This is a genomic window from Nonomuraea sp. IBHARD001 (genome assembly GCF_056106265.1).
Genome location: NZ_JBWBBW010000002.1, coordinates 505384 through 529181 on the forward strand (window position 1 = coordinate 505384; position 23798 = coordinate 529181).

At 67.8% G+C, this 23798-nt stretch carries 19 protein-coding genes and 1 pseudogene; 12 read left to right on the forward strand and 8 right to left on the reverse strand.

What is annotated here, in order from left to right; translation table 11 throughout:
• The 6 genes from ACTWNK_RS04505 to ACTWNK_RS04530 form a co-directional block, all read right to left on the reverse strand.
• The gene (locus ACTWNK_RS04505) at positions 1-1002 is read right to left on the reverse strand and encodes an SDR family NAD(P)-dependent oxidoreductase (RefSeq protein ID WP_474302237.1); all 1002 of its coding nucleotides are present in this window, start codon (positions 1000-1002) and stop codon (positions 1-3) included.
• Positions 999-2039 (reverse strand): Gfo/Idh/MocA family protein, encoded by a 1041-nt coding sequence (locus ACTWNK_RS04510; RefSeq protein WP_474302238.1) that lies wholly within the window; start codon positions 2037-2039, stop codon positions 999-1001. The genes ACTWNK_RS04505 and ACTWNK_RS04510 overlap by 4 nt, the downstream gene beginning before the upstream one ends.
• A 413-nt stretch (positions 2040-2452) precedes the next feature.
• Positions 2453-3499: a 2-oxoacid:ferredoxin oxidoreductase subunit beta gene (locus ACTWNK_RS04515; protein WP_474302239.1), complete on the reverse strand. Its 1047-nt coding sequence runs from the start codon at positions 3497-3499 to the stop codon at positions 2453-2455.
• On the reverse strand, positions 3492-5339 hold the full coding sequence (locus ACTWNK_RS04520) for a 2-oxoacid:acceptor oxidoreductase subunit alpha (protein ID WP_474302240.1): 1848 nt from the start codon (positions 5337-5339) through the stop codon (positions 3492-3494). Before ACTWNK_RS04520 ends, ACTWNK_RS04515 begins: the two co-directional genes overlap by 8 nt.
• Before the next feature lie 141 nt (positions 5340-5480).
• Positions 5481-5555 carry a putative leader peptide gene (locus ACTWNK_RS04525; protein ID WP_474310829.1) on the reverse strand — a complete coding sequence of 25 codons (75 nt, stop codon included), beginning with the start codon at positions 5553-5555 and terminating at the stop codon, positions 5481-5483.
• Between the two features lie 183 nt (positions 5556-5738).
• Positions 5739-7091, reverse strand: coding sequence for a polysaccharide deacetylase family protein (locus ACTWNK_RS04530; protein ID WP_474302241.1), 1353 nt, complete (start codon positions 7089-7091; stop codon positions 5739-5741).
• Positions 7092-9180: 2089 nt separating this feature from the next.
• Here ACTWNK_RS04530 and ACTWNK_RS04535 point away from each other — a divergent pair.
• The 12 genes and pseudogenes from ACTWNK_RS04535 to htpX all read left to right on the forward strand — a co-directional run bounded on the left by ACTWNK_RS04535 (position 9181) and on the right by htpX (position 21327).
• Entirely contained in the window at positions 9181-9552 is a 372-nt protein-coding gene (locus tag ACTWNK_RS04535; protein WP_474302242.1) for an NADH-quinone oxidoreductase subunit A, read from the forward strand.
• Between the two features lie 22 nt (positions 9553-9574).
• The gene (locus ACTWNK_RS04540) at positions 9575-10096 is read left to right on the forward strand and encodes an NADH-quinone oxidoreductase subunit B (RefSeq protein WP_474302243.1); all 522 of its coding nucleotides are present in this window, start codon (positions 9575-9577) and stop codon (positions 10094-10096) included.
• Positions 10096-10683, forward strand: coding sequence for an NADH-quinone oxidoreductase subunit C (locus ACTWNK_RS04545; RefSeq protein WP_474302244.1), 588 nt, complete (start codon positions 10096-10098; stop codon positions 10681-10683). Before ACTWNK_RS04540 ends, ACTWNK_RS04545 begins: the two co-directional genes overlap by 1 nt.
• Positions 10676-11623, forward strand: a complete 948-nt coding sequence (gene nuoH, locus ACTWNK_RS04550; protein ID WP_474302245.1) for an NADH-quinone oxidoreductase subunit NuoH — start codon at positions 10676-10678, stop codon at positions 11621-11623. The genes ACTWNK_RS04545 and nuoH overlap by 8 nt, the downstream gene beginning before the upstream one ends.
• 30 nt (positions 11624-11653) lie before the next feature.
• Positions 11654-12796 carry a hypothetical protein gene (locus tag ACTWNK_RS04555; RefSeq protein WP_474302246.1) on the forward strand — a complete coding sequence of 381 codons (1143 nt, stop codon included), beginning with the start codon at positions 11654-11656 and terminating at the stop codon, positions 12794-12796.
• Positions 12797-12955: 159 nt separating this feature from the next.
• Complete coding sequence (locus ACTWNK_RS04560) at positions 12956-14017, forward strand: NuoI/complex I 23 kDa subunit family protein (protein ID WP_474302247.1); 1062 nt, start codon at positions 12956-12958, stop codon at positions 14015-14017.
• Positions 14014-14550, forward strand: coding sequence for an NADH-quinone oxidoreductase subunit J family protein (locus tag ACTWNK_RS04565; protein ID WP_474302248.1), 537 nt, complete (start codon positions 14014-14016; stop codon positions 14548-14550). The genes ACTWNK_RS04560 and ACTWNK_RS04565 overlap by 4 nt, the downstream gene beginning before the upstream one ends.
• A pseudogene (gene nuoK, locus ACTWNK_RS04570) lies at positions 14550-14831 on the forward strand (NADH-quinone oxidoreductase subunit NuoK); the annotation flags it as partial. The gene ACTWNK_RS04565 and the pseudogene nuoK, both read left to right, overlap by 1 nt.
• Before the next feature lie 182 nt (positions 14832-15013).
• Positions 15014-16975, forward strand: a complete 1962-nt coding sequence (locus tag ACTWNK_RS04575) for an NADH-quinone oxidoreductase subunit 5 family protein (RefSeq protein ID WP_474310831.1) — start codon at positions 15014-15016, stop codon at positions 16973-16975.
• A gap of 43 nt (positions 16976-17018) precedes the next feature.
• A complete protein-coding gene (locus tag ACTWNK_RS04580) occupies positions 17019-18620 on the forward strand; it encodes a complex I subunit 4 family protein (RefSeq protein ID WP_474302249.1) in 1602 nt (533 codons plus the stop codon).
• A gap of 28 nt (positions 18621-18648) precedes the next feature.
• The gene (locus ACTWNK_RS04585) at positions 18649-20304 is read left to right on the forward strand and encodes an NADH-quinone oxidoreductase subunit N (RefSeq protein WP_474302250.1); all 1656 of its coding nucleotides are present in this window, start codon (positions 18649-18651) and stop codon (positions 20302-20304) included.
• Positions 20305-20475: 171 nt separating this feature from the next.
• Positions 20476-21327 carry a zinc metalloprotease HtpX gene (gene htpX, locus ACTWNK_RS04590; protein ID WP_474302251.1) on the forward strand — a complete coding sequence of 284 codons (852 nt, stop codon included), beginning with the start codon at positions 20476-20478 and terminating at the stop codon, positions 21325-21327.
• Positions 21328-21383: 56 nt separating this feature from the next.
• Here the strand turns inward: htpX and ACTWNK_RS04595 are convergent, their stop codons facing one another.
• Both ACTWNK_RS04595 and ACTWNK_RS04600 read right to left on the reverse strand, forming a co-directional pair.
• Complete coding sequence (locus ACTWNK_RS04595; RefSeq protein ID WP_474302252.1) at positions 21384-21932, reverse strand: hypothetical protein; 549 nt, start codon at positions 21930-21932, stop codon at positions 21384-21386.
• 1287 nt (positions 21933-23219) lie between these two features.
• Positions 23220-23795, reverse strand: coding sequence for a pyridoxamine 5'-phosphate oxidase family protein (locus ACTWNK_RS04600; RefSeq protein ID WP_474302253.1), 576 nt, complete (start codon positions 23793-23795; stop codon positions 23220-23222).
• Positions 23796-23798 lie beyond the last annotated feature (3 nt).

Consider the following 23798-nt stretch of genomic DNA (forward strand, 5'->3'; position numbering starts at 1 on the left):
TCATGCGCCTGCCCCGGATGCGCCGGTGAAGGAGGCGTCGGCCGCCTTCTCGGCCTGCCACCAGCCGACGAGGCGGCGCAGGCCGTCCTCCAGGCCGATCTCCGCCTTCCAGCCGAGGTGCTCGGCGGTGCGGCTGACGTCGGCCAGGCGGCGGGTGACGCCGTTGACCGCGCGCGGCGGGCCGAACTCCAGGCCGAGGTCCTCGCGGTCCATCACGCGCAGCAGCATCAGCGCCAGGTCGCGCAGGCTGGTCTCCACGCCGCACGCGATGTTGAACACGGTGTCACTGGCCTGCGACTCGGCGGCCAGCACGTTGGCCCTGGCGATGTCCTCGGTGTAGACGAAGTCCATCGTCTGCAGGCCGTCGCCCAGGATGAGCGGCGGCTCGCCCGCGGTGATGCGCTCCATCCAGCGGATGAGCACCTCGGTGTAGAGGCCGTGGATGTCCATCCTCGGGCCGTAGACGTTGAAGTAGCGCAACGCCACGTAGTCGAGGCCGCGCATGGCCTTGAAGCTGCGCAGCAGGCCCTCGTTGAAGGTCTTGGCCGCGCCGTACATGGTGTCGTTGTCGTAGGGGTGCTGGGTCTCCGGCGTGGGGAACTCCGTGGCCAGGCCGTACACCGAGGCGGAGGAGGCGGCGACGAGCTTGCGCACACCGGCTTCGGCGGCGGCCTCGACGACCTCGTAGGTGCCGTCGACGAGTACCTCAAGGGCGAGTCTGGGCTCCTCCGCGCACTGCGTGATGCGGATGGCGGCCTGGTGGAAGACCACGTCGATGCCCTCGGTGACCGACCTGACCAGGTCGCGGTCGCGGATGTCGCCTTCGACGACGCGTACCCGGTCACCGTGCGCGAGGGCGTTGGCGAGATTGGCCTTGCGACCTCTGACGAAGTTGTCGAGCACGACGACCTCGCGGGCGCCCGCGTCGAGCAGCTGGTCGACGATGGTCGAGCCGATCGTCCCCGCTCCGCCCGTGACCAGGCAGCGAGAGTTGTTGATCATCGAGCGCTTCCCCCAAGATCGATTCGTTTGCCATCATTGTCGATGCTTTGTCCGGCGGCTTCCAGCAGTGCGAGCACCCTGAGCCCGGACTTGCCGTCGGTCAGCGGCGGTCGTTTGTCGGTGATCGCCGAGGCGAACTCGGTCATCACGCCGCGCAGCGCCTCACGCTCCGGAAGCGCGGGCACGACGACGTCGCCGAGCCGGTAGGAGATGAGCGCCTGCGCCCTGGCGTCGGGCTCGGCGGCGTCCGGCACGTCGACGCCCCTGTCGTACACGGACAGGCGCTGGGCCGGATTCACGTCGTCCCAGACGAGCGTGCGCCGGGAGCCGCCGATGATCGTGGTACGGATCTTCGTCGGGCTCAGCCAGTTCACGTGCACATGGGCGATCGCACCCGACGACAACCACAACGTCAGGTACGCCAGGCACGGCTTGCCGGTGCCCAGAGGGTCGGAGGCGTGCGCCGCGACCGCGACGGGGACGACGTCGTCGGGCAGGACGAAGTCGAGGATCGACAGGTCGTGCGGCGCCAGGTCCCACAGCACGTCGACGTCGGGCTGGACCAGACCGAGGTTGATCCGGACCGAGTCGACGAAGCGCAGGTCGCCGAGCTCGCCCGAGTGCAGCAGCTCCCTGATGCGGCCGACGACCGGGGTGTAGCAGAACGTGTGGTCGAGCATCAGCGTCAGGCCGCGCTCCTCCGCCAGCCGTACCAGCTCCACGCCCTCGGCGTGCGTCGGCGTGAGCGGCTTCTCCACCAGGACGTGCTTTCCGGCCAGCAGCGCCTCGCGCACCAGCTTGAAATGCGTGCCTGCGGGGGTGGCGATGGCGACGGCGCCGACGTTCGGGTCGGCGAGCACCTCCTCGTAGGAGGTCGTCGTCCTGACGGTGCTGTAGCGGCCGAGTACCGCCTTGGCACGTTCCTCGTCGAGGTCGCACAGCCATTCCACCCGAAGGGCCGGGGTGGCCATCGCATTCCTGATCAGATTGGGGCCCCAGTATCCGGCCCCTATGACGGCCAGGCCGATCGATGTCACCGTGCTGATCTCCCTCGTTGCGATGCGGTATTGCCTGCAATTCGACGCTCTTGCACCACGAGTGGTTTACCGCAACATGTGTCCCAAATCTTTCTTCTAGCTGGGGCGATGCCGGAAAACACACTCCGGTGACACGTGGTGGTCGAACCGGTGGCGCGGGCACGTCGAACGGATGGCGCTGCTGGTACGGGGGTACGGCGTGCGAGTGAGGGAGGGGGGCGTCCTCGGGCACGCAAAAGAGCAGGGCCCTCTAGAAGAAGGACCCTGCTCTCTTTTATGCCTAAATCACAGGAAAAGCCAGATGTTACCGGGCGTACGGTGCGCCGATCTTTGTCACATTCGCCCGGTCACGCTTGGCTGCGCCCGATCGTGCTTGGCTGCGTCCGGACGTGCTTGGCTTCTTTCGGACGTGATCAGCCGATGCGCCAGGTGTCGCCGCCCAGCAGGAGCTCCCCGAGGTCGCCGGGGCCCTTCTGCGCCACGGCCTCCTCCAACTGCTCGGCCATCAGCACGTCGTAGGCCGGGCGGTCGATCTGGCGGAAGATGCCGATCGGAACGTGCTCGAACGCCGGCTCGTCCAGCCTGCTGAGCGCGAACGCCAGCGAAGGGTCGGCGCGGTGCGCGTCGTGCACCAGGATGTCGGCCTCGGCGACCGACGCCCTGTCGACGACCTCGATGCCGCCGTCGGCGCCGCGTACGACCGCCTTGGTGGCACTCTGGATCGGCTGGCCGTGCTCGACCTTCAGCGTGATGTCCTCGCGCTGGTCGGGGTCCTTCAGCTGGTCGAAGGCGCCGTCGTTGAAGATGTTGCAGTTCTGGTAGATCTCGACGAGCGAGGTGCCCCGGTGCTGGGTGGCCTCGCGCAACACCGACTGCAGGTGCTTGCGGTCGGAGTCGAGCGTGCGCGCCACGAACGAGGCCTCGGCGCCCAGCGCGAGCGAGATCGGGTTGAACGGCTTGTCCAGCGACCCCATCGGCGTCGACTTGGTGATCTTGCCGACCTCGGACGTCGGAGAGTACTGGCCCTTGGTCAGACCGTAGATCCTGTTGTTGAACAGCAGGATGTTGAGGTTGACGTTGCGGCGCAGCGCGTGGATGAGGTGGTTGCCGCCGATCGACAGCGCGTCGCCGTCACCCGTGATCACCCACACCGACAGGTCGGGCCTGCTGGCGGCCAGTCCGGTCGCGATGGCCGGGGCCCGGCCGTGGATGGAGTGGAAGCCGTAGGTGTTGAGGTAGTACGGGAAGCGCGAGGAGCAGCCGATGCCGGAGACGAACACGATGTTCTCGCGCTTGAGGCCGAGCTCGGGCAGGAAGCTCTGCACCGCGGCCAGGATCGCGTAGTCACCGCAGCCGGGGCACCAGCGGACCTCCTGGTCGGACTTGAAGTCCTTCATGCCCTGCTTGGCATCGGTCTTCGGGACCAGGCTGAGGCCCTTGCCGTTGAGGAGGTCACTCACTGTCGATCACGTCCTGGATGACTCCGGCCAGCTCCTCGGCCTTGAACGGGAGCCCGCGCACGCGGTTGTAGCTGATGATGTCGACCAGGAACCTGGCGCGCAGAAGCAGCGCGAGCTGGCCGAGGTTGATCTCGGGGAGCAGGACCTTGTCGTAGCTCTTGAGCACGTCGCCGGTGTTGGCCGGAAGCGGGTTGAGGTGACGCAGGTGAGCCTGCGCGACCGTGCCGCCCGCCTTCCTGATCCGGCGCACGGCCGCGGCGATCGGGCCGTAGGTCGAGCCCCATCCGAGCACCAGGACCTTCGCGTCGCCCGTCGGGTCGTCGACCTCGAGCTCCGGGATGTCCTTGGCGATGCCGTCGATCTTGGCCTGGCGGAGCCTGACCATCAGATCGTGGTTGTTGGGGTCGTAGGAGATGTTGCCGGTGCCGTCGGCCTTCTCGATGCCGCCGATGCGGTGTTCGAGCCCGGCTGTGCCCGGGATCGCCCACGGGCGCGCCAGGGTGTCGGGGTCGCGCTTGAACGGCAGGAACGTCTCGCCGTCGTTGGGCTCGGTGGTGAACGTCGTGGAGATGTCGGGCAGGTCGCCGACCTCGGGCAGCTTCCACGGCTCGGAGCCGTTGGCCAGATAGCCGTCCGACAGCAGCATGACCGGCGTGCGGTACTTCACCGCGAGGCGGGTGGCCTCGATCGCCGCGTCGAAGCAGTCGCTCGGCGACATCGCGGCCACGATCGGCAGCGGCGACTCGCCGTTGCGGCCGAACATGGCCATCAGCAGGTCGGTCTGCTCGGTCTTGGTCGGCATGCCGGTGCTCGGCCCGGCGCGCTGCACGTCGACCACGATGAGCGGCAGCTCGGTGGTGACGGCCAGGCCCACGGTCTCGGCCTTCAGCGCGACGCCGGGACCGCTGGTCGTCGTCACCCCGAGCGCACCGCCGAACGCGGCGCCCAGCGCGGCGCCGACGCCCGCGATCTCGTCCTCGGCCTGGAAGGTACGGATGCCGAACGTCTTGTGCTTGGACAGCTCGTGCAGGATGTCCGAGGCCGGGGTGATCGGGTACGAGCCGAGGAACAGCGGCAGCTTCGCCTGCACCGCCGCCGCGATCAGGCCGTAGGCCAGCGCCTGGTTGCCCGAGATGTTGCGGTAGACGCCGGGAGCCAGCTTGGCCGGCTTCACCTCGTAGGAGATCGAGAACGACTCGGTCGTCTCGCCGTAGTTCCAGCCCGCCTGGAAGGCCGCGATGTTGGCCTTGGCGATGTCGGGCTTCTTGGCGAACTTGCCCTCGAGGAACTTGATCGTCGCCTCGGTCGGGCGGTGGTACAGCCACGACAGCAGGCCGAGGGCGAACATGTTCTTGGAACGCTCGGCGTCCTTCTTGGACAGGTCGAAGCCCGCGAGCGCGGTCACCGTCAACGACGTCAGCGGCACCGGGTGCACCCGCCACTCCGCCAGCGAGTCGTCCTCGAGCGGGTTGGCGTCGTAGCCGACCTTCTGCAGGTTGCGCTTGGTGAACTCGTCGGTGTTGGCGATGATGTCGGCGCCCCTCGGCAGGTCGCCGATGTTGGCCTTGAGCGCGGCCGGGTTCATCGCGACCAGCACGTTCGGCGCGTCACCCGGAGTGAGGATGTCGTGGTCGGCGAAGTGCAGCTGGAAGCTCGACACACCCGGCAGGGTGCCTGCGGGCGCCCGGATCTCGGCGGGGAAGTTGGGCAGCGTGGACAGGTCGTTGCCGAACTCGGCCGTACCCGCGGTGAAGCGGTCACCCGTCAACTGCATGCCGTCGCCTGAGTCGCCGGCGAACCGGATGATCACGCGGTCGAGTTGCTGAACCTGCTTGGTCACAGCTCAGTCCTCCTCGACGCGCCGAGGCGCGGTCGCTTGTGGCTCTTTCTCGTTTCCATGCTAGATCCTCGGGAGTTCACGCGTTTGCAGCCCAGACAAGCGGGTAACGCGAGGTGGCGTTCAGGGGAGGGCGGGAGAACGCTAAAGACGACACAGACCGGCCGCGAGCCTGCACAGGTCAACGTGCAGGCGGGCGAAGAGGACGGTTCGGGTCACGATGCTCAACTATATGCGCCTCCCGCCGCTGAGCTACGTCAGGGGCCGACCGCCTCTTGCCGGGGCTCCAGCGGAGGGGGCGTGTGGCGCCCGGTTTCGCCGCGGAGAGGGCGTGTGGCGCTCGGGCTCCTGCGAGGGGACGGGTGGCGCTCGGGTCGCTGTTGAGTGGAGCTCACGGGCGCTCTACTGCAGGGGCTCCTTCCGCGCGGCCTTCGGTCCGGAGCGGTACATCTCACCGGCCCGCATCTCCGTCTCCCCGTAGAGCTCCGGAACGGTGACAAAGGTGTAGCCCCTCTTCTCCAGCGCGCGCAGGATGCGGGGCACCGCGTCCACGGTCGTGCGATGGATGTCGTGCATGAGGATGATCGCCCCCGGGTGCGCGCCCTTCACGGCGCGTCCGGCGACGACCGAGGCGTTCCTGTCACGCCAGTCCATGGTGTCGACGTCCCAGTTGACCAGCGAGAGCCCGAGCCTGCGCGCCACATTCGCCACCTCCTTGTCCGAGGCCCCGTACGGAGGCCTGACCATCGTGGGCGTCTGGTCGACGGCTTCGGCGATCGCCGTCTGCGTGCGTGAGATGGAGTCGGCGATCTTGCTGCTGGGCAGTTTGGTGAGGTCGCGGTGCGCCCAGGTGTGGTTGCCGACGAGATGGCCTTCGTCTCGCATGCGCCGCAGCAGCTCCGGGTTGGCGGCGGCGTTCGTGCCCACGGTGAAGAACGTCGCCCGCGCCTTGCTGTCGGCGAGCATGTCCAGCAACTTGCCCGTGTACGGCCCCGGCCCGTCGTCGAACGTCAGCGCCACGCACTTGTCCTGCGCGCAGTCGACCGCGCCCGCTCCTGTGCTGCTGGCGTCCGGGCTGGGCGTGGGCAGCGTCATGGAACTGCTCGGCGAAGGCGGATTGCGCAGCGCCGAAGCCCTCGCCCGTACCCCCGTCTCCGACAGCAGCGGCTCCGCCTCGGCCGAAGGTACGGCCACGGCCACCCGCCCGACCGATCCCGCCGCCACCTGGTAGTCGTCGAACTCCACGACCAGACTGCCGTCCGGGTTGAACGCCATCGAGTCGAACAGCTCCGGGTCGGCGTCGACCGCGTCGTCGTCCACCTCGGGCCCGCGCTGCCCCAACTGCTTCCTGACCAGCTCCGCGAGCGTGGCCAGCGCGGCGTCCCCCTTGATCAACCCCGGCGAGTCGAACGCCTTCTTGCGCGCCCGGTCGTACCAGATCGTGCGCAGGGAGTTGCCCCAGTTCGCCCCCGTGAACTCACCCGTGCGCAGCCGTACGCCCACGACATGCTCATCGGCGGCCGCGAGCTGCCAGTCCACGTTCAGCTCGGGCTGAGGGTAGGGATCGTCGTCGCTGGTCGTCTCGACGAAGCGCTGGAGCTGACGCTGGGCCTCCTGGCTGAGTTTGTCGGTGAGCTCGGGGGAGTCAGGGAGCTCGGGATAGACGATGTGCACGTGACGTCCACCGGCGTCACCTTCGGTCAGCGTCCTGGTGACCAGCCCGTCGACCGTGGAGGGGTCGACAAAGTTGATCATCGTAGGCTCCGATGGCAGGGGCACGTTCTCGCTAGGGGAGGCGGGGGCCACACCACAGCCAACAGCCGCTGCGGCGATCAGCGCGATTCCTCCGAAGAATCGCATTTTGTGCATGCGTGCCAGATTATGGGTCTCTTTTGGTGTTTTGCCCTCTCTTGGGGGGATGGGGGGTGAGGCTTTGGAGGGGTTACGGGTGTGACGTCTGTGATGTCAGGGGAGGGGGTGGGGTGGTGTATGGGGGTGGGTGGGGGCTTGGGGGTGGGGTGTTTGGGCGGGGGTGGCGGTGGGTGGGGCGGGGTTTGTGGAGGGGGGAGGTGGCGGGGTTGAGGGGGCTTGGGAGAGGTGGTGGGGGTTTTCCTGGGGTGTGGGGTTTCTTGGTGTTTTGTTGGTGTTGGGGCTGGTGGTGCTGGTGAGGAGTGGGGGCGTGGGGTTGGTTTTGGGCGGTGTGGGGATGGTTTGCGGGCGGCGTGGGGATGGTTTGCGGCTTGGCATTAGGAAAGCGGGCTGGCCCATCGCAGGCGCTTGCACGCGGCGTGCGCCTTGCGCGATGCGCCTGAGGCCCCTCACTGCGGGCGTATGCGGAACGTCATGCCGAGCAGTGTTGGCCACACCAAGACGCTCACACACAGCACGCTCACAGACAGCACGCTAAAGCGCACCACACGCCTGCTTCCTCTTGCTTTCCCCCACCCCACCGCCCTCACGCTCGCTTCACCCTGCCGTGCCGCGTCTCACGTGGAACCCCACCTCACCCGCACGTAACACGCACCTCCACGCCACCCCACACCCCCCGTCCATGTCCCACTCACGCCCTGCCTCACCTGAGAAGCCCCCAGTCGAAGCTCCCAGCGGCATGAGCTGCCCTCCAGCAACGCTCCGCACGGCCTGCTCGAACGCCCGCATTCCTGCACGGCGACGCGAACGGGCGCTGCGCCTGACACCTGCCGCGTTGTCAGGCGCTCTCGGACGGCATCACCCAAACACAACCCGCAATCCCAACAGAGCACCGCAATCCCAACAGAGCACCGCACCCCCAACAGAGCACCGCACCCTCAACGGGACACCGGACCCTCAACAGGACATCGCACCCTCAACGGGACACCGCACCCCCAACCCGCACCCAGCCTCAGCGCCAACCCCAGGCTCAGGCCCACCCCTCAAAAGCCAACTGCCCAACCCATCACAGCAAGCGCTACCCCGCCCAATGCCCCACGCTCAGTCCACCCCCACCACACCGGCTCGCCCTGCACCCCGCCTCCGTACCCACTCCGCGCCACGCACCTCGTCTCACCCTCACTTCAGCCCGCCGCACTCCTCACTTGATCTTGCCCCGACCTGCTCTCATCCCACCTGCTGTCTTCTCCACCTGCTCTCGCGCACACCCCGTCCCTGAGTCACCCCCAACCTGCACAGGCCAACTCCACCCACCCACACCAGGCTCAACGCTCACATGCCGGACCCAGCCTGCGCCCCGCCTTCAGCACGCGGTGCAGCCGGTGTGCCCTTCCTTGCTCCGCCGCTTCGCCACACGTCCTTTCTTCCGTCCTCTCTCGGCTCCCTATCCCGCCACGCCTTTCCGCAGCCGACCACTGCCACGTCGCTCAACCCCCCCTGCCCCAACCCCACCCCGCCTCAAGCTCCACCCCGCCGCCCACCTCAGCTCCAGCCCCGGCCATCCGGCCCTCCGGACCCCAGTCTCCGCCTTCAACCTCCCGCCGCTCACTCCCGCCAACCTCCACCTGCAACCTCACCCACCGGCCCGTCACTCAGCCAAGCCTTGGCGCTTACACCTGACACCCGCCCACCCGGTTTGACGGATTCCGGCACCCTCATCTCCCCCCACAGCAGTCCTGCACGCGCCCGAAAGCGGCCCATCCCCCTACCCCAAGGCCTCCCAGCGCTCGGCTCCAGCCTCTTTACCTCCGGCCCCTCCAGCGGTCCAAAGCCCAACCCCCTCCCCAACCTCGGCGCACCCACCCAAAGACCCAAGGCACCAAGGACCAACCACCGACCCCACCCCACCTCACCCCCACGAAGTAAGCCCCTCAGCGTTCTGGGACGAAAGAGGCGGCTGGGTTACGATCGGCCAATGGACGGCTACTTCGGCTCCTACGCGTTGGTTGCCGTGCTGTTCGGTGTTGGGGTTGTGATCGTGGTGGGGGCGTTGTTCGCCAATCGCCTGCTGCGGCCGACCAGGCCTACGGCCGAGAAGCTGACGACCTACGAGTGTGGGGTCGATCCGGTCGGTGAGGGCTGGGCGCAGTCGCAGATTCGCTACTACGTGTACACCTATCTCTATGTCGTCTTCGCGGTCGACGCGGTCTTCCTCTTTCCTTGGGCGACGGTCTTCGCATTGCCGGGGTTCGGGATGACCACGCTGGTGGAGATGTTCGTCTTCCTGGCCTTCATCGCGCTGGGCATCGTCTATGCCTGGCGCAAACGGGTGCTCGCCTGGACGTAGCTCACGAGGGACAATGCTGCCCATGGCCGATCTTCCGATGCCCACCGTGGGGCCGGTCTCACGGCTCGCTCCCAAGCCCATGCGCTTCGTACTGAACTGGGGCAGGCGCTACTCCCTGTGGGTGTTCAACTTCGGTCTCGCGTGTTGTGCGATCGAGTTCATCGCCGCCTCGACGAGTAGGCACGACTTCATCCGCTTCGGTGTGATCCCGTTCGCCAACGGCCCTCGTCAGGCCGATCTCATGATCGTCTCGGGCACGGTGACGGACAAGATGGCCCCGGCGGTCAAGCGCCTGTACGAGCAGATGCCCGACCCCAAGTACGTCATCTCGTTCGGCGCGTGCTCCAACTCCGGCGGCCCGTACTGGGACTCCTACTGCGTCACCAAGGGCGTCGACCAGATCATCCCCGTCGATGTGTACGTCCCCGGCTGCCCGCCCAGGCCCGAGGCCCTGCTCCACGGCATCATGAAGCTCCAGGAGAAGATCGCCACCGAGAAGCTGAGCGACCGCTACGTGTGGTCTCGCTCGCACGAGGGGACCTGATGACACCCTCCGACGACCTCCCGGCCCCCACGCCGATCCGTCCCGGCACGAGCGGTGTGCTGGAGTGGTGCGGCTCCCGGGCCCAGGTGAGTGAGGCGCACGGCGAGACCACCCTCGACGTGTCGCCTGGCGACTGGATCGAGGCGTTGCAGGTCTGCCGGGCGGCGGGCTTCGAGTTCTTCGACTGGTTGACCGGTGTGGACGACCTGCCGGGCGGGTTCCACATCGTCGCGAACGTCTATGCGCCACGGGAGACGGCCAGGCTGCTGATCCGCACCTGGGTGCCCGCCGACGATCCACGCCTGCCCACGGCCACAACGGTGTACCGAGGGGCGAACTGGCACGAGCGCGAGACGTACGAGATGTTCGGCGTGAGCTTCGACGGTCATCCGTACCTGGTGCCGCTTCTGCTGCCCGACGGGTTCGAGGGGCATCCGCTGCGCAAGGACTTCGTGCTGGCCGCGCGGGTGGCCAAGGCGTGGCCCGGCGCCAAGGAGCCGGGGGAGTCGGGGCACGGGTCGCCGAGTCGTCGCAAGACGCTGCCGCCGGGTGTGCCGGCCGACTGGGGGTCCGCCTCGGATGCTTGACGTACTGATCCGCATCGCGCTCATCGTGATCGTCTTTCTGGTGCTGCCGCTGGTCATCGGGCAGGCCGAGCACAAGGCGATGGCGCACATGCAGTCCCGGCTCGGGCCGATGTACGCCGGAGGGTTCCACGGGTGGGCGCAGCTCATCGCCGACGGGGTGAAGTTCGCGCAGAAGGAGGACGTCATCCCGGCCGCCGCCGATCGGCGGATCTTCCAGCTCGCCCCGGCCGTCGCGCTGGTGCCGTACCTCGTGGTGATGATCGTCATCCCGGTCGGCCCAGGGCTGGTCGGGGTGGATCTGGACGTGGGGTTGTTCTTCGTGCTGGCCGTGATGGGGATCGGGGTGCTCGGCTCGATCATGGCCGGGTGGGCATCGGCCAACAAGTACTCGGTGCTCGGGGGGATGCGCTCGGCAGCGCAGCTCATGTCGTACGAGCTGCCGTTGGTGCTGGCGGCGTCGTCGGTCGCGATGGCGGCGGGCACGCTGTCGCTGCCGGGGATCGTCGAGGCGTGGCAGTGGTGGTGGCTGCCCTGGCAGGCGATCGGCGCTGTGGTGTTCTTCGTCGCCGGGCTCGCGGAGTTGCGGCGACCGCCCTTCGACATGCCGATCGCCGAGTCGGAGATCATCATGGGCCCGATGACGGAGTACACCGGCATGAGGTTCGCCCTGTTCATGCTGGCGGAATATGTCGGAATTGTGGTGCTGTCTGCCCTTACGACGGTATTGTTCCTCGGTGGCTGGCACGGGCCGCTCCTTCCGGGGCCGGTGTGGACATTGATCAAGGTGTTCGGACTGGCTTTCCTGATCATCTGGCTGCGTGTGAGCCTTCCGCGCCTGCGCGAGGACCAGCTGCAGCGGCTGGCGTGGACCGGGCTGGTCCCCCTGGCGCTCCTGCAGTTGGCGCTCACCGGTGTCGTCAAAGTGCTGGCCGGGTCATGATGGGTTGAGGCGAGGACTTGGTGAGACGGCTTGTCGAAACGATCGCTGCTGGGCTCACTGAAGTCGCTGGTCGCCTCACCTTCCGAGGATGAATACGCGTTTCCCCAGCTGTACTGGCATGCCGGACAGCTGATCGTCAGGCGGGGCAACACGGTCATGCACGCGGTGCGCCCTGCCAAGCTGGTCTGCTATCGCCTGGCCACGGAGGGGGACACGCCGGTTCTGCGGCGTCGTGTCGATCCGAACGCGATGCGCGGCGCGGTCGCGCTCGATGCCGACGGGCTGATCGTTCTGGAGCTTCCCGACGCCGGGCCCGTGCGCGGTGTGCGGGAGTTGAGCGCCGCTCTGGGCATCCCGTACGAGGTGCGGAGCTTCGCGAACGTCGCGCAGGTCCATGCGTATCTCACCAGGCGTGGGCCGGGATGGCGTGGTGTGTACGGGGCTGCCCCGATCGTTGCGCAGGAGCTGCCGGAAGCGGTGCCCGAGCTCGCGACCGGCCCGGTGGTCGAAGCCGGGGTGCTCATGAGGGCCGGGAAGTCTGCGCGAGAGCTCTGGCGGGATCGGCGGAAGAGGAAAGAGGCGAAGGAGGCCACGCGCAAGGCGTGGTGGGCGGCGGCGCCATGGCGGCATTGGTCCCCGTTGCGGCTGTGGGGGTCGTTCGTCGTCGGACTGGCCACTTTGACGGCCTCGATCGTGTTTCTGCCGTGGGGCTCGTGGAGGGTGATTCGACTCCTGGCGGAGCTGGTGCCGGGGCCGACGATCGGGTTCATGCTGGTCGCTCCCTTCCTGTTCCTGCGTGGACCTGCGTTGAACTACTTCGAACGGCGACGCGTGCGCAAGCAGATCGCGGCGGGCAAGGCGATCGCCGTGCCCGGGTTCGTATTGGAAGGTCGCGAGGGCGGGCTTCTGCGCGTGCGTACTCCTGCCGATCACGCGCTACGGGTGCGGGTCAGTGAGGTGACGGGTGGGCTGATGCTCTATCGCTACGAGGATCTTTCGGGACTTGTGCTGATGAGTGACAGTCAGGGCTTGCTGCTTCACTTGCCCGGCCCGTGGTCGGCCGACGATGTGCACCGCTTCGCTGTACGTCATGATCTGCATCTTGAGCTGCGAACGTTTGGCCGAGATGAGTATGCACGGCTCGTCGGGCAGGTTCACGACGCTGCCGACTAGCCTGTGGACAACTTGTGGATGACCGTGGATGCCTGTGGAAAACCTGGGGACAACGGTCTGGCACATTCTCCTCAGGAGCATCCTGCGTCATGATGTTGAACCATGGCGCACATACCGGGAGTGGGACTGGCGAAGGGGCTTTCCATCACCCTTCGTCACATGTTGCGCAGATCTGTGACACAGCAGTACCCGGAGGTACATCCTGCTCTCCCGGCGCGTAGCCGAGGCGTCATCGCGCTGGTCGAGGAGAACTGCACCGTCTGCATGCTGTGTGCCCGCGAGTGTCCTGACTGGTGCATCTATATCGACTCGCACAAGGAGACGTTGCCCGCCCCCGAAGGCGGCCGTCCGCGTGCGCGCAACATGCTCGACCGGTTCGCGATCGATTTCTCGTTGTGCATGTACTGCGGGATCTGCATCGAGGTGTGCCCGTTCGACGCGTTGTTCTGGACGCCGGAGTTCGAGTACGCCGAGTACGACATACGTGACCTTCTTCATGAGAAGGATCGGCTGGGCGAATGGGTACAGACCGTGCCGCTTCCGCCTGCTCACGAGGTGAATGCGGAGCCGCCCAAGGAGCTCGGCGCCGCCTCGCGGCCCGCTGCTCGCGCTGGGCGTGAGGGCGCTTCGGCGGGTGCGGCCGGTACTGCGGCGCGGAGGGCGTCTCGGCGGGAAGGCACGGCCGGCAATGGAGCCGAGGCTGCCTCCGTTCCCCCTTCTACTCCTTCTCCCGCCGCTCCTTCTGGTGAGGGGGAGGGTGGGCGGCCTCCTCGGCGCGCTATGAGTGGTGTGCGGGGGATTCGTCCACCTGGTGCGCTTCCCGCGACCGATCAGGGGTCGGCGGCTGACCCGGACCCGGACCCGGAGACTGTGGACGGCGGTAGTGCGCAGTCTGCGGCTGCCTCTGTGGATGGGCCGGTGGCTGTGGACGGCGGTTCGGAGCGTGCGGGTGCAGGGAGCGGTGCTTCCCCGGCTGCTTCCTCCCCAGGCGTTTCCCCTGCGGATGGTGACAAGGCGGGCAGTGCGGCGCCGGAGTTTTCCACAGGGCGTGCGGCGGCGGAGGAGTTGTCCACAGGTTCGGATGTGCCGTCAACAGAGGCGCCCGCGGACGAGCAGACTGCTGCTCGGTCGCGCAGGCGCCGGATGGCCGACCCGAGGTCCGTCCGCCCGCCGGGCAGATTGCCGGGCGACGAGACGCAGGAGTCCGAGGAGGAGTCGTGAACGAGGCAGTGCCCTCCTACTTGTCGCCCACGGGGCAGGAGATCGTCTTTCTGCTCCTGGGCATGGTGGCGGTGGGATCGGCGCTGCTCGTCGTCACGACGAAGCAACTCGTGCATGCCGCCCTCTGGCTGGTGCTGTGCTTCGGCGCGCTCGCGGGGTGTTATCTCGTGCTGACGGCCGAGTTCGTGGCGTGGGTGCAGGTTCTCATCTATGTGGGGGCGATCGTCGTCCTGCTGCTGTTCGGCATCATGCTGACCAGGGCGCCGATCGGCAGGTCGGCCGACCTGGACAGCGGTAACCGGTGGGTGGCCGGCGGTGTGGCGCTCGCGACCGCGGTCGTGCTGGTCACGGTCGTGGTCGACGCTTTCCGGTTCGCGTATGCACCGCTTGATCCCGGTCCCGGCTCGGCCAAGGAGCTCGGCTCGACGATCTTCCGGAACTGGGTGTTGCCGTTCGAGGCGCTTTCGGTGCTGCTGCTCGCCGCACTGATCGGCGCCATCGTGCTCTCTCGCACCGACATCAGGGGGCGCTAGTGCACATCGTCTATCCCGCCGTCGTCTCGGCCCTGCTGTTCTCCATCGGCGTGTACGGCGTGCTGGCCCGGCGCAACACGATCCTCGTTCTGATGTCGGTCGAGCTCATGCTCAATGCGGTCAATCTGAACCTGGTGGCGTTCGACGTCTGGCTGCGCGATCAGTTGCACGGCGGGCAGGTTCTCACACTGTTCGTGATCGTGATCGCCGCGGCCGAGCTCGGTGTGGGGCTGGCCATCGTGCTGGCGGTCTATCGCAATCGGCAGACGGTTGATCTGGATCGGCTGCGGGAGCTTGCCGAGCCTGGGAGCGAGAGGCCTGGTCCCGGCGACGGGCCGGAGGTCCTCGATGGCGAGCGTGTGGCGGTCGAGGTGGGCGTCGGGGCCGCCGGTGGTGCTGTGGCGCAGTCGGCCGACGACGGCGCATCCGATGCTCGGCGCTCCGGTGAGGGAGGCGCTTCGTGATGGGCGGCTCGGCGGGTGTGATTCCGGGATTCGTCGCTCCGGCGGTCGTGCTGTTGCCGTTCTTGGCGGCCTTCGCTGGATTGCTGCTCTCCCGTGGCCTTCGGCGTACCTCGGGGGTTTCGCGGGTCGCGTTCGACCGGGCGGCCAATCAGCGGGCGGCGTGGTTCGCGGTCGTGCCCATGGGCGGGGCGGCGCTGCTGGCGTTGTGGCTGGCCTGGGGGCAGGGGTTCGCGTTCTTCGGCCGGGTTTCGGGCGAGGAGGGGCAGGCGGCCGTCGGGCGGGCGGCCGAGGTCTACGGCGACACCTATGCGACGATCGAGACCGGCGGTGTGCCGATCTCGGTGACGCTGCACGTCGACGCGTTGTCGTCGATCATCGCGGTCCTCGTCACGCTGGTCGCGCTCGCGGTGCAGGTCTACTCGATCGGCTATCTCAAGGACGATCCTCGCTATCCGTCCTACAGCGCGTTCATCAGTCTGTTCAGCAGTGCGATGTTGCTGGTCGTGTACTCGGGTGACCTTCTTGTCCTGTATGTGGGCTGGGAGGTCATGGGACTGTGCTCGTACCTTCTCATCGGGCACTGGTGGGAGGATCGGGCCAACTCCAGGGCGGCGGTGAAGGCGTTCCTGGTGACGCGGCTCGGGGATGTCGGATTCCTTTTCGGGATCTTCGTGCTCGGCATGGCGGCCGGGAGTTTCCAGATCACCGAGGTGATCGCCCGGGTGCCCGAGATGTCCACAGGCACGGTGGTCGTCGCCACGATGCTGCTGCTCGCGGGGGTGGCGGGCAAGAGTGCGCAGGTGCCGCTGCACAACTGGCTGCCCGACGCCATGGCCGGTCCGACGCCGATCAGCGCGCTCATCCACGCGGCCACGATGGTCGCCGCCGGGATCTTCCTGGTCGCCAGGCTGTTTCCGGTGTTCCTCGCGGCTCGGCCCACGCTCGACGTTCTCGCGGTGCTGGCCGCGCTGGGCATGCTGGGCGCGGCGCTGGCCGCCCTGGCGCAGGACGACCTCAAACGTGTGCTCGCGTACTCCACCATCAGTCAGCTCGCCTACATGGCCGGTGCGCTGGCGGCCGGGTCCGACACTGCGGCGATCTTCCACCTGGTGACGCATGGCGCGTTCAAGGCGCTGCTGTTCCTGTGTGCGGGTGCGGTGATCCACTACGTGGGCTCGAACCTGACGAGCCATATGGGCGGGCTGCGGCGCACGCTGCCCGTGACGTTCGCGACGATGACGATCGGGCTGGCGGCGCTCGTCGGGTTGCCGCCGACCAGCGGGTTCTTCAGCAAGGACGGTGTGCTCGCCGCGATGGAGCAGGCGCTCAGCGGCGGTGTGCTCACCGATGCCGCGGCTCTGCTGCTCTATGCGTGCGCGCTGGCCACGGTCGCGGTGACCGGCGCCTATGCGATGCGCGCGTGGTTGCGCACGTTCTTCGGTACGGCGCGGCCGATCGCGCTGCCGGAGCCCGCGCCCGGCACGGCTCACGTCATCGACACGCGCGAGGCGCCAGGCACGATGCTCGTGCCGCTCCTGCTTCTCGCCGTGCCCAGCCTGTTGCTCGGTCTGGCCGGGATGGCGCATCTCGACTGGGGCATCGCCTCGGTCAGCGTCGTGCTCGCCCTCCTGGGCGGCGGCATCGTCTACGCCCGCTGGCGAGCCGATCCCGTCGCGGACCCGGCCAGAGTGCTCGGCCCGTTGCGCGCGCCCGCCGAGCGCGGGTTCTATGTGGACACCGTCTACGCCGCCGTGTTCGTCACGCCGGTGATGTGGCTGGCCAGGCTGGTCGTGCGCACCGACGACGCGGTGGTCGACGGGGCTGTGCGGGGCTCGGGGCGCACGGCGCTCGGGGCTTCGGGGCTGCTGCGCCTGGCCCAGAACGGCAATGTTCAGCTCTATGTCAGTGGCCTGCTGGCGGGCGTGCTGATCATCGCTGTCGGGGCGGTGATGTTCGGGTGATCTCGCTGGAGGCCGTCCGGCCGACCTTGGAGGTGGTGGGCCGATGAGCTGGCTGCCGATCGCCCTGCTCGCGGTTCCGTTGCTCGGCGCCGCCGTACTCCTGCTCTGGCGTGCTCCTCGCGCTGCGCTTCCCCGGTTCGGGCTGGCGGTGTCCGGGGCCACGCTGGTGCTTGCCGTACTGCTGGCTGTGCGGTTCGAGTACGGCTCGGCCGGGAGGGTGCAGTTCGGGGTGGACTTCGAGTGGATCGCGGCGCTCGGGGTGCGTTTTCAGCTTGGCGTCGATGGGATTTCGCTGCCGCTCGTGGTGTTGACGGCATTGCTGACGTTCCTGTGCTTCGTGTACCTCGCGTGGGGGGATGCGCGAGGGGCTGGGCAGTTGCTGGCGGGTGGGCGGCCGAGGGCGTTCGTGTTCACGTTGCTGGTCCTCGAAGTGGGCATGATCGGGACGTTTCTCGCGCTCGATCTGCTGCTGTTCTTCGTGTTCTTCGAGGTCGTGCTCATTCCGATGTACTTCGTGATCGCGGTGTGGGGTGGGCGGAATCGGCGGGCTGCGGCGATCAAGTTCATTCTGTACACGTTGCTGGGGTCGGTCGTTCTTCTGCTCGGGTTGCTGCTCATCTGGGCGCAGACCGGGACGCTCGACATCGTCGCTCTGAGTCAGGCGCACGGCTCCGGGATGTCGCGTTCGGTGCAGATCCTGGCGTTCGTGGCGGTGGGGCTCGGCCTGGCGGTCAAGACGCCGATGTGGCCCTTTCACACCTGGTTGCCCGACGCCCATACCGAGGCGCCCACGGTCGGCTCGGTGCTGCTGGCCGGGATCCTGCTCAAGATGGGCACGTACGGCTTCGCGCGTATCGCCATTCCTGTCCTGCCCGAAGGCGCTCAGGCGGTGGCGCCGTGGCTCGGGGCGTTCGCGGTGGTGGGCATCATTTACGGCGCTCTGGCGTGTTTGGCCCAGCGTGACCTCAAGCGCATGATCGCGTACTCGTCGGTCGGGCACATGGGGTTCGTGCTGCTCGGCTTCGCGACGCTGACGACGGTGGGGATCAATGCGGCGCTCTTCGGCAACATCGCGCACGGGCTGATCACCGCCCTGCTGTTCTTCGTCGCCGGGGCGATCAAGGAAAGGTACGGCACGGCCGACATGCCCGCGCTCGGCGGCGGTCTGCTCGCGCGCCTGCCGTACATCGGGGCGATTTTGACGTTCGCCTGTATCGCGTCGCTCGGGCTGCCGGGGCTGGCGGGGTTCTGGGGGGAGATGCTGGCTTTGCTGGGGGCGTTCCAGCCGGCCGAGGGGCTGCCTCGGGGGTTGTTCCTGGTGTTCATGGCGCTGGGTGGGGTGGGGGCCGTGCTGACGGCGGCGTACTTCCTGGTGATGTTGTCGCGGGTGACGCACGGGGTTCCGGCGGTGCTGGTCGGAGGTGCGGTCGGGCGTGGTGGGGAGGCCGGGGATCGGGAGCTGGAGGAGCTGGTCGAGGGGCGGGCTGTGAGTGGGGAGGAGCTCAAGGGGGGCGATGTCGCCCGGCATGAGGTGGTCGCCTGGGTGCCGTTGGTGGTGTTGATCGTGGTGTTCGGGGTCTGGCCCAAGGCGTTGCTGTCGTTGAGTACGCCGGTGGTCGAGGTTGTGCTGGGGGTCGGTCGATGAGTCGCGGGACGGGTTGGAGGGTGGGGTCGTGATTCAGAGCATCGACTACTTCGCCGTTGCGCCTGGACTGGTGCTCGCGCTGGCGGCTGCTTTGGTGTTGCTGCTCGACGCCTTCTGGCCCGGGAGCGGAGGGGCGGGGCGGAGCTCGCGTGGTCGTGGGGAGTGGGTCGTGGCGGCCGGGCGGGGGCGGCGGTGGGTTCCGGCCGGGGATGTGGTCGCTGTCGTGGATGAGGGGGTTGAGGCTGGTACGGGGCGGGGCTCGCGTGGGTCGCTGGGAGGCGTGGCCGGGGCGGGGGTGGTGGTGGCGCTCGGGTTCGTGGTGGCGCAGGCGGTGCGGGGCGGGGAGGCGTTGCGAACGTTCTGCGTGCCGGGCGACCTGGGGGGCACGGGGTCGTGCTCGTTGGTCGTGGATGGGTTTGCGGTGATCTTTGCGGGGTTGGCGTTGGTGGCCGGGCTCGTGGTGGTACTGCTGTCGGTGGCCGAGCTGTCCCGTGGTGGGATTCCGGTTGGCGAGTGGTACTTCCTGCTGTTGTGCACGCTGGTGGGGGCCGTACTGCTGCCTGCTTCGCGGGATTTGATCATGTTGGTGGTGGCGCTGGAGCTGGTGTCGCTGCCGGTGTTCGCCTTGACGGGGATGCGGCGCTACGACGGGCGGTCGTCGGAGGCGGCGATCAAGCTGTTCCTGGTGTCGGTGGTGTCCACGGCTGTGATGTTGTTCGGGGTGTCGCTGATCTATGGGCTGACCGGGTCGGTCTATCTCGATCGGATCGGCGCTGCGTTGGGTGGGGCGGTGCCGTTGGTCGTGGGGCCGGGCGCGGGAGGTGATCTTCCGGTCGTGGCGACGGTCGCGGTGGTGCTGGTGGTGGCCGGGTTCGCGTTCAAGGTGGCGGCGGTGCCGTTCCATGCTTGGGCTGCCGATGTGTACCAGGGGGCGCCTGTTCCGGTGGCCGCGCTGTTGTCGGTGGTGTCCAAGGCCGCAGGGTTCGCCGGGTTGATGCTCGTGTTGGTGCTGGCGCTGGGGCCTCAGGTGGGTACCTGGGCGCCGGTCGTCGCCGTGGTGTCGGCGCTCACCATGACGGTGGGGAATCTGCTCGCCATGCGGCAGCGATCGGCTGTGCGGCTGCTGGCCTGGTCGTCGGTGGCGCAGTCGGGGTACATTCTGGCGCCGCTCGGGGTGTTGGGTGCGGCGGGTGGCGGCTGGGATGGCGTGGGGGCCTCGGTGGCTTACCTGGTGTTTTATGCGGCGATGAATCTTGGGGCGTTCGCGGTGGTCATGCTGGTGTCCCGGCGCGAGGGGCGCAACGAGGTCGACGACTATCGCGGGCTGGCGTTCCGTAGTCCGGTGGCTGCTGTGGCGCTGGGGTTCTTTCTGATCTGTCTGGCCGGGTTGCCGCCTGGGCTAGCGGGGCTGTTCGCCAAGGTCGTGGTGTTCAGGGAGATCGTCGAAGGTGGGGTGGGGTGGCTGGCCCTGGTGATGGCGGTGAACACGGTGATCGGGCTGTACTACTACGTGGGGTGGACGGCTCGGCTGTTCATGCCGGGTGGGGCTGGGGTCGAAGGGCGGCGTGTTGGTGCGGGGTGGGCTGTTTGGGGGGCCATTGGGGTGGCGTTGGTGCTGACGGTGCTGTTCTCTGTTGTGCCGCAGGTGGTGCTGGATGGGGCGGCGCTGGGGCTATTGAGGTAGAGGGCTGTTGGTCTCTCGCTGGGGGTGCCTTTTGGTTGTCGTGGTGGGGAGCGGGGGGTGGGGCTGCTGGTGCGTGGTGGGTGATTGGGCTGGTGGGGGTGGGAGTTGGGGAACGTTGGGCGGGGTGGTGCTCGTTGGTAGGGGTGAGCCCACTCCCTGTAAGGAGGAACTGTGCATCGCAATGGCCTGCGTACGGCGGTCCTCCTGGCTGGGGTGTCGGCGTTCGTGTTGGTGATCGGGGGGTGGCTCGGCGGGAGCGCCGGGGTGCAGGTGGCGCTGCTGGTCGCCGTGGTGGGCAATGGGGTGGCGTACTACTTTTCCGATCGGATCGCTCTGTCGGCCATGCGGGCTCGGCCGGTGGGAGAGGTGGAGCAGGCGAAGCTCTACCGGATAGTTCGGGAGCTTTCTACGCAGGCTCGGCAGCCGATGCCTCGGTTGTACGTGTCGCCGACGATGCAGCCCAATGCGTTCGCGACGGGGCGTAATCCTCGTCGGGCTGCTGTGTGTGTGACGCATGGGCTCTTGCAGATACTGGACGAGCGGGAGTTGCGTGGGGTTGTCGGGCATGAGCTGTCGCACGTCTACAACCGGGACATTCTGCTGTCGTCGGTGACGGGTGCGTTGGCGACGATGATCACGTACTTGAGCTACGTGGCCGTGTTCTTCGGTGGGTCTGATGATGATGAGGGGCCCGGGTTTCTCGGGGCTCTGTTGATGATGGTGCTGGGGCCGGTCGCCGCTGGGGTTATTCAGATGGCGGTGTCCAGGTCTCGGGAGTTTCAGGCTGACGAGTCCGGGGCTCGGTTGACCGGGGATCCGTTGGCGTTGGCGTCGGCGTTGCGGAAGATCGAGATGGGGGCTCGGCAGTTTCCTCTTCCGGAGAACAGTCGGCTGGCGTCGGCTTCACATTTGATGATCGCCAATCCGTTTCGGGGGATTGGGGTGGGGCGGTTGTTCGATACGCATCCGCCTACTGCTGAGCGGGTGGCTCGGCTTGAGCGGATGGCGGGGTATCGGCGGTAGGGCGGGGGTTCGAGGTACGAGGGGCGGGTTTGGGGCTGGGGGGCTCGGGGGTGGGGTTATTCGCCTGGGAGGTGGATGTTTGTGGTGGTGGGGGCGATGGTGAAGTGGTCGGTGGGGTGGGAGGTTTGGGCTTGGGGGTTGAGGGTGTGGCGGGTGTAGGTGGTGGGGTTGGTCTGCGTCAGGAGGGTCAGGCGGGCTTTGGGGAGCCAGGCGAGGAGGTGGGGGGATTCGGGGCGGGGGATGGCCAGGCTCAGGGGGCGGCGGGCCGGCATGGCGGTGGAGGTCGCGTAGAAGCGGATGACGATGTGCTGGCCTTCGCGGGTGGCGCCGGCTATGCGGGTGCCACGGTTGTTGAGGGCGGTACGGCCTACGACTGTCGCGCCGCCGGAGGGGACCTCGCCGCCGGGGCGGTAGGCGGCGGTTTCCTCTTCGTCGAGTACGACTCGGGCGAGGCGCGCGTCGGGGCTGAAGCCGTTGACCCTGGCGTATTCGGGGAGGGACCAGGCCTTGCCGTTCCTGGTTTCGACGAGGATGGAGTCGCCTGATGACGGGACTATGGCGAGATAGCGGCCCTTGGGGGAGAGGACCAGGTCGAGTTGGGACACGTCCTCGTTCGGGGGGCGTTGGCCGTACGGGCCTGGGATGAGGCGTACTCGGCCGGTGCGGAGGGTGTGGATGGCCAGGCGCTTGGCCGATTTCGTGAAATAGGCGATTTGTCGGCCGGTGGGGTCGAGGGCGACAGGGGCCGGTTTGCGGGAGGCGCTTTTGGCTGGCACCTGGGCGTCCGGCAGGTCTAGGGTGCTGCCGTCTTTGAGCCATACGCGCCAGGGGCCGAAGGGGCGGCCGTCTCTTGAGGATAGGGCTGCGTAGCGGGCTGGGGGTGTTCCGGTCGGGCGGGTGTCTTGGGAGGGGAGGCGTGCGTGGCGGGCGGGGGGTGTTCTGGCGGGGCGGGCGTGGGCGGTGGCTGCTCGGGGGGTTCGGGAGTGAGGGGCGTGGGGGTGAGCGAGCTCGGAGTGAGCGACCTGGGGGTGAGGCGCCTGGGGGTGGAGGGTGCGCTTGATTGTGGCTATTCGGGGTGCGCTGGGCGTCTTACGTGTTTTACGCGTCTTGCGTGTCTTACGCGTGGTGGGTGGGGGCGTGAGATGCGTGAGATGCGTGAGATGCGTGAGATGCGTGAGATGCGTGAGATGCGTGAGATGCGTGAGATGCGTGAGATGCGTGTAGGTGGCAACTTTTGGGCATGTTGCTGGGCTTGGGCTTGGGTTTGTGGGGTTGGGTGGGATTGGTAGGGGGGCTTCTGCTGCTGTGGGAGTGCTGATTGTGGGAGTCGCGTCCCTTGTTGGGCGCGTCGCATCGGGGTGTTCGCTCGGTGGGGGGCCGGAAGCGGCGAGGAGGAGCACGCAGGCGAGCGCGAGGGGCGCGATCATGGTGGACAGCCTAGTCAGATCGTCCCGACATGCCGGGTAAAACCGGTAGGCGTAGGGGGACGGATTCGAGGCGGCGGGGTGGCCAGGGGGTGGGCTGGCAGGGAGGCGACGACTGGGAGGGGCTGGCAGGGAGGGAGCATCTGCGATGGCGGTGGGGAGAGGCTGGCAGGGAGGGCGGTGGGGAGGGGCTGCAGGGAGGAGGCTGGCTCGGAGGGGGCAGTAGGGGGTGGGTGGGGCTGTGAGGCGCGGGTGCGGGCTCAACCCCAGAACCCACGGCAGTCGTGGCTGAGTGGGTGGGGTGGGGGGCTGGCGTTGCGGGGCTCGTTGGTGAGCGCCTACTGGTACCGCGACCCGCGCCCGCGACCCGCGCCCGCGACCCGCGCCCGCGACCCGCGCCCGCGCCCACGACTCGCGCCCGCCATCAGCGCCCCCACCAGTACCCCCCCGACAAACCGCCAAGGCCCCCTACGAATGCACCCCCACCGGATCCGTCTCGTCTGCGCGCAAGCCCGGGAGTCCGTCGATGCTTTCCCGGTTGTTCTTGGCTCGGTAGGCGCGGCGTTGCTGGGTGTCCTTGCGTTGGGCCCATTCGTCCAGGAGTGGGCGGTCTTCCTCGTATGCCATGAACGGGACTGAGAAGCCGCAGGAGTCGGCGATGCGGTCGCAGCGGACGACGATGATCGAACGTACTCCGGGATGGGGTCCGAAGTGTGTGAGGAGTTCGGGGAAGTCCGGCTCTTCGGGGGTGACCACGCGGCCGGTGCCGTACAGGCGGACGATGTTCGGTGGGCCTTGGAAGGCGCAGAACATGATGGTGATGCGGGTGTTGTCGCGCAGGTGGGCGATGGTTTCGACGCCGCTGCCGTCCAGGTCGAGGTAGGCGACGGTGAGGTCGTCCAGGATGGTGAACGTGTCGGCGTAGCCCTTGGGGGAGACGTTGACGTGCCCGCCGTTGCCGGGGGCGGTGGCGACGAAATAGACAGGCTGCGCGGAGATGAACTCCCGCAGCCTGTCGTTGAGCCTTTCATGAATTTTCCCCATAAA

Bases quoted from the DNA above. Each gene is read 5' to 3' on its own strand.
- ACTWNK_RS04575 (WP_474310831.1), top strand. From the start codon at position 15,014: ATGGGCGGCTCGGCGGGTGTGATTCCGGGATTCGTCGCTCCGGCGGTC.
- ACTWNK_RS04545 (WP_474302244.1), top strand. From the start codon at position 10,096: ATGACACCCTCCGACGACCTCCCGGCCCCCACGCCGATCCGTCCCGGC.
- ACTWNK_RS04540 (WP_474302243.1), top strand. From the start codon at position 9,575: ATGGCCGATCTTCCGATGCCCACCGTGGGGCCGGTCTCACGGCTCGCT.
- ACTWNK_RS04580 (WP_474302249.1), top strand. From the start codon at position 17,019: ATGAGCTGGCTGCCGATCGCCCTGCTCGCGGTTCCGTTGCTCGGCGCC.
- ACTWNK_RS04560 (WP_474302247.1), top strand. From the start codon at position 12,956: ATGTTGCGCAGATCTGTGACACAGCAGTACCCGGAGGTACATCCTGCT.
- ACTWNK_RS04505 (WP_474302237.1), bottom strand. From the start codon at position 1,002: ATGATCAACAACTCTCGCTGCCTGGTCACGGGCGGAGCGGGGACGATC.
- ACTWNK_RS04600 (WP_474302253.1), bottom strand. From the start codon at position 23,795: ATGGGGAAAATTCATGAAAGGCTCAACGACAGGCTGCGGGAGTTCATC.
- ACTWNK_RS04530 (WP_474302241.1), bottom strand. From the start codon at position 7,091: ATGATCAACTTTGTCGACCCCTCCACGGTCGACGGGCTGGTCACCAGG.
- nuoH (WP_474302245.1), top strand. From the start codon at position 10,676: ATGCTTGACGTACTGATCCGCATCGCGCTCATCGTGATCGTCTTTCTG.
- ACTWNK_RS04535 (WP_474302242.1), top strand. From the start codon at position 9,181: ATGGACGGCTACTTCGGCTCCTACGCGTTGGTTGCCGTGCTGTTCGGT.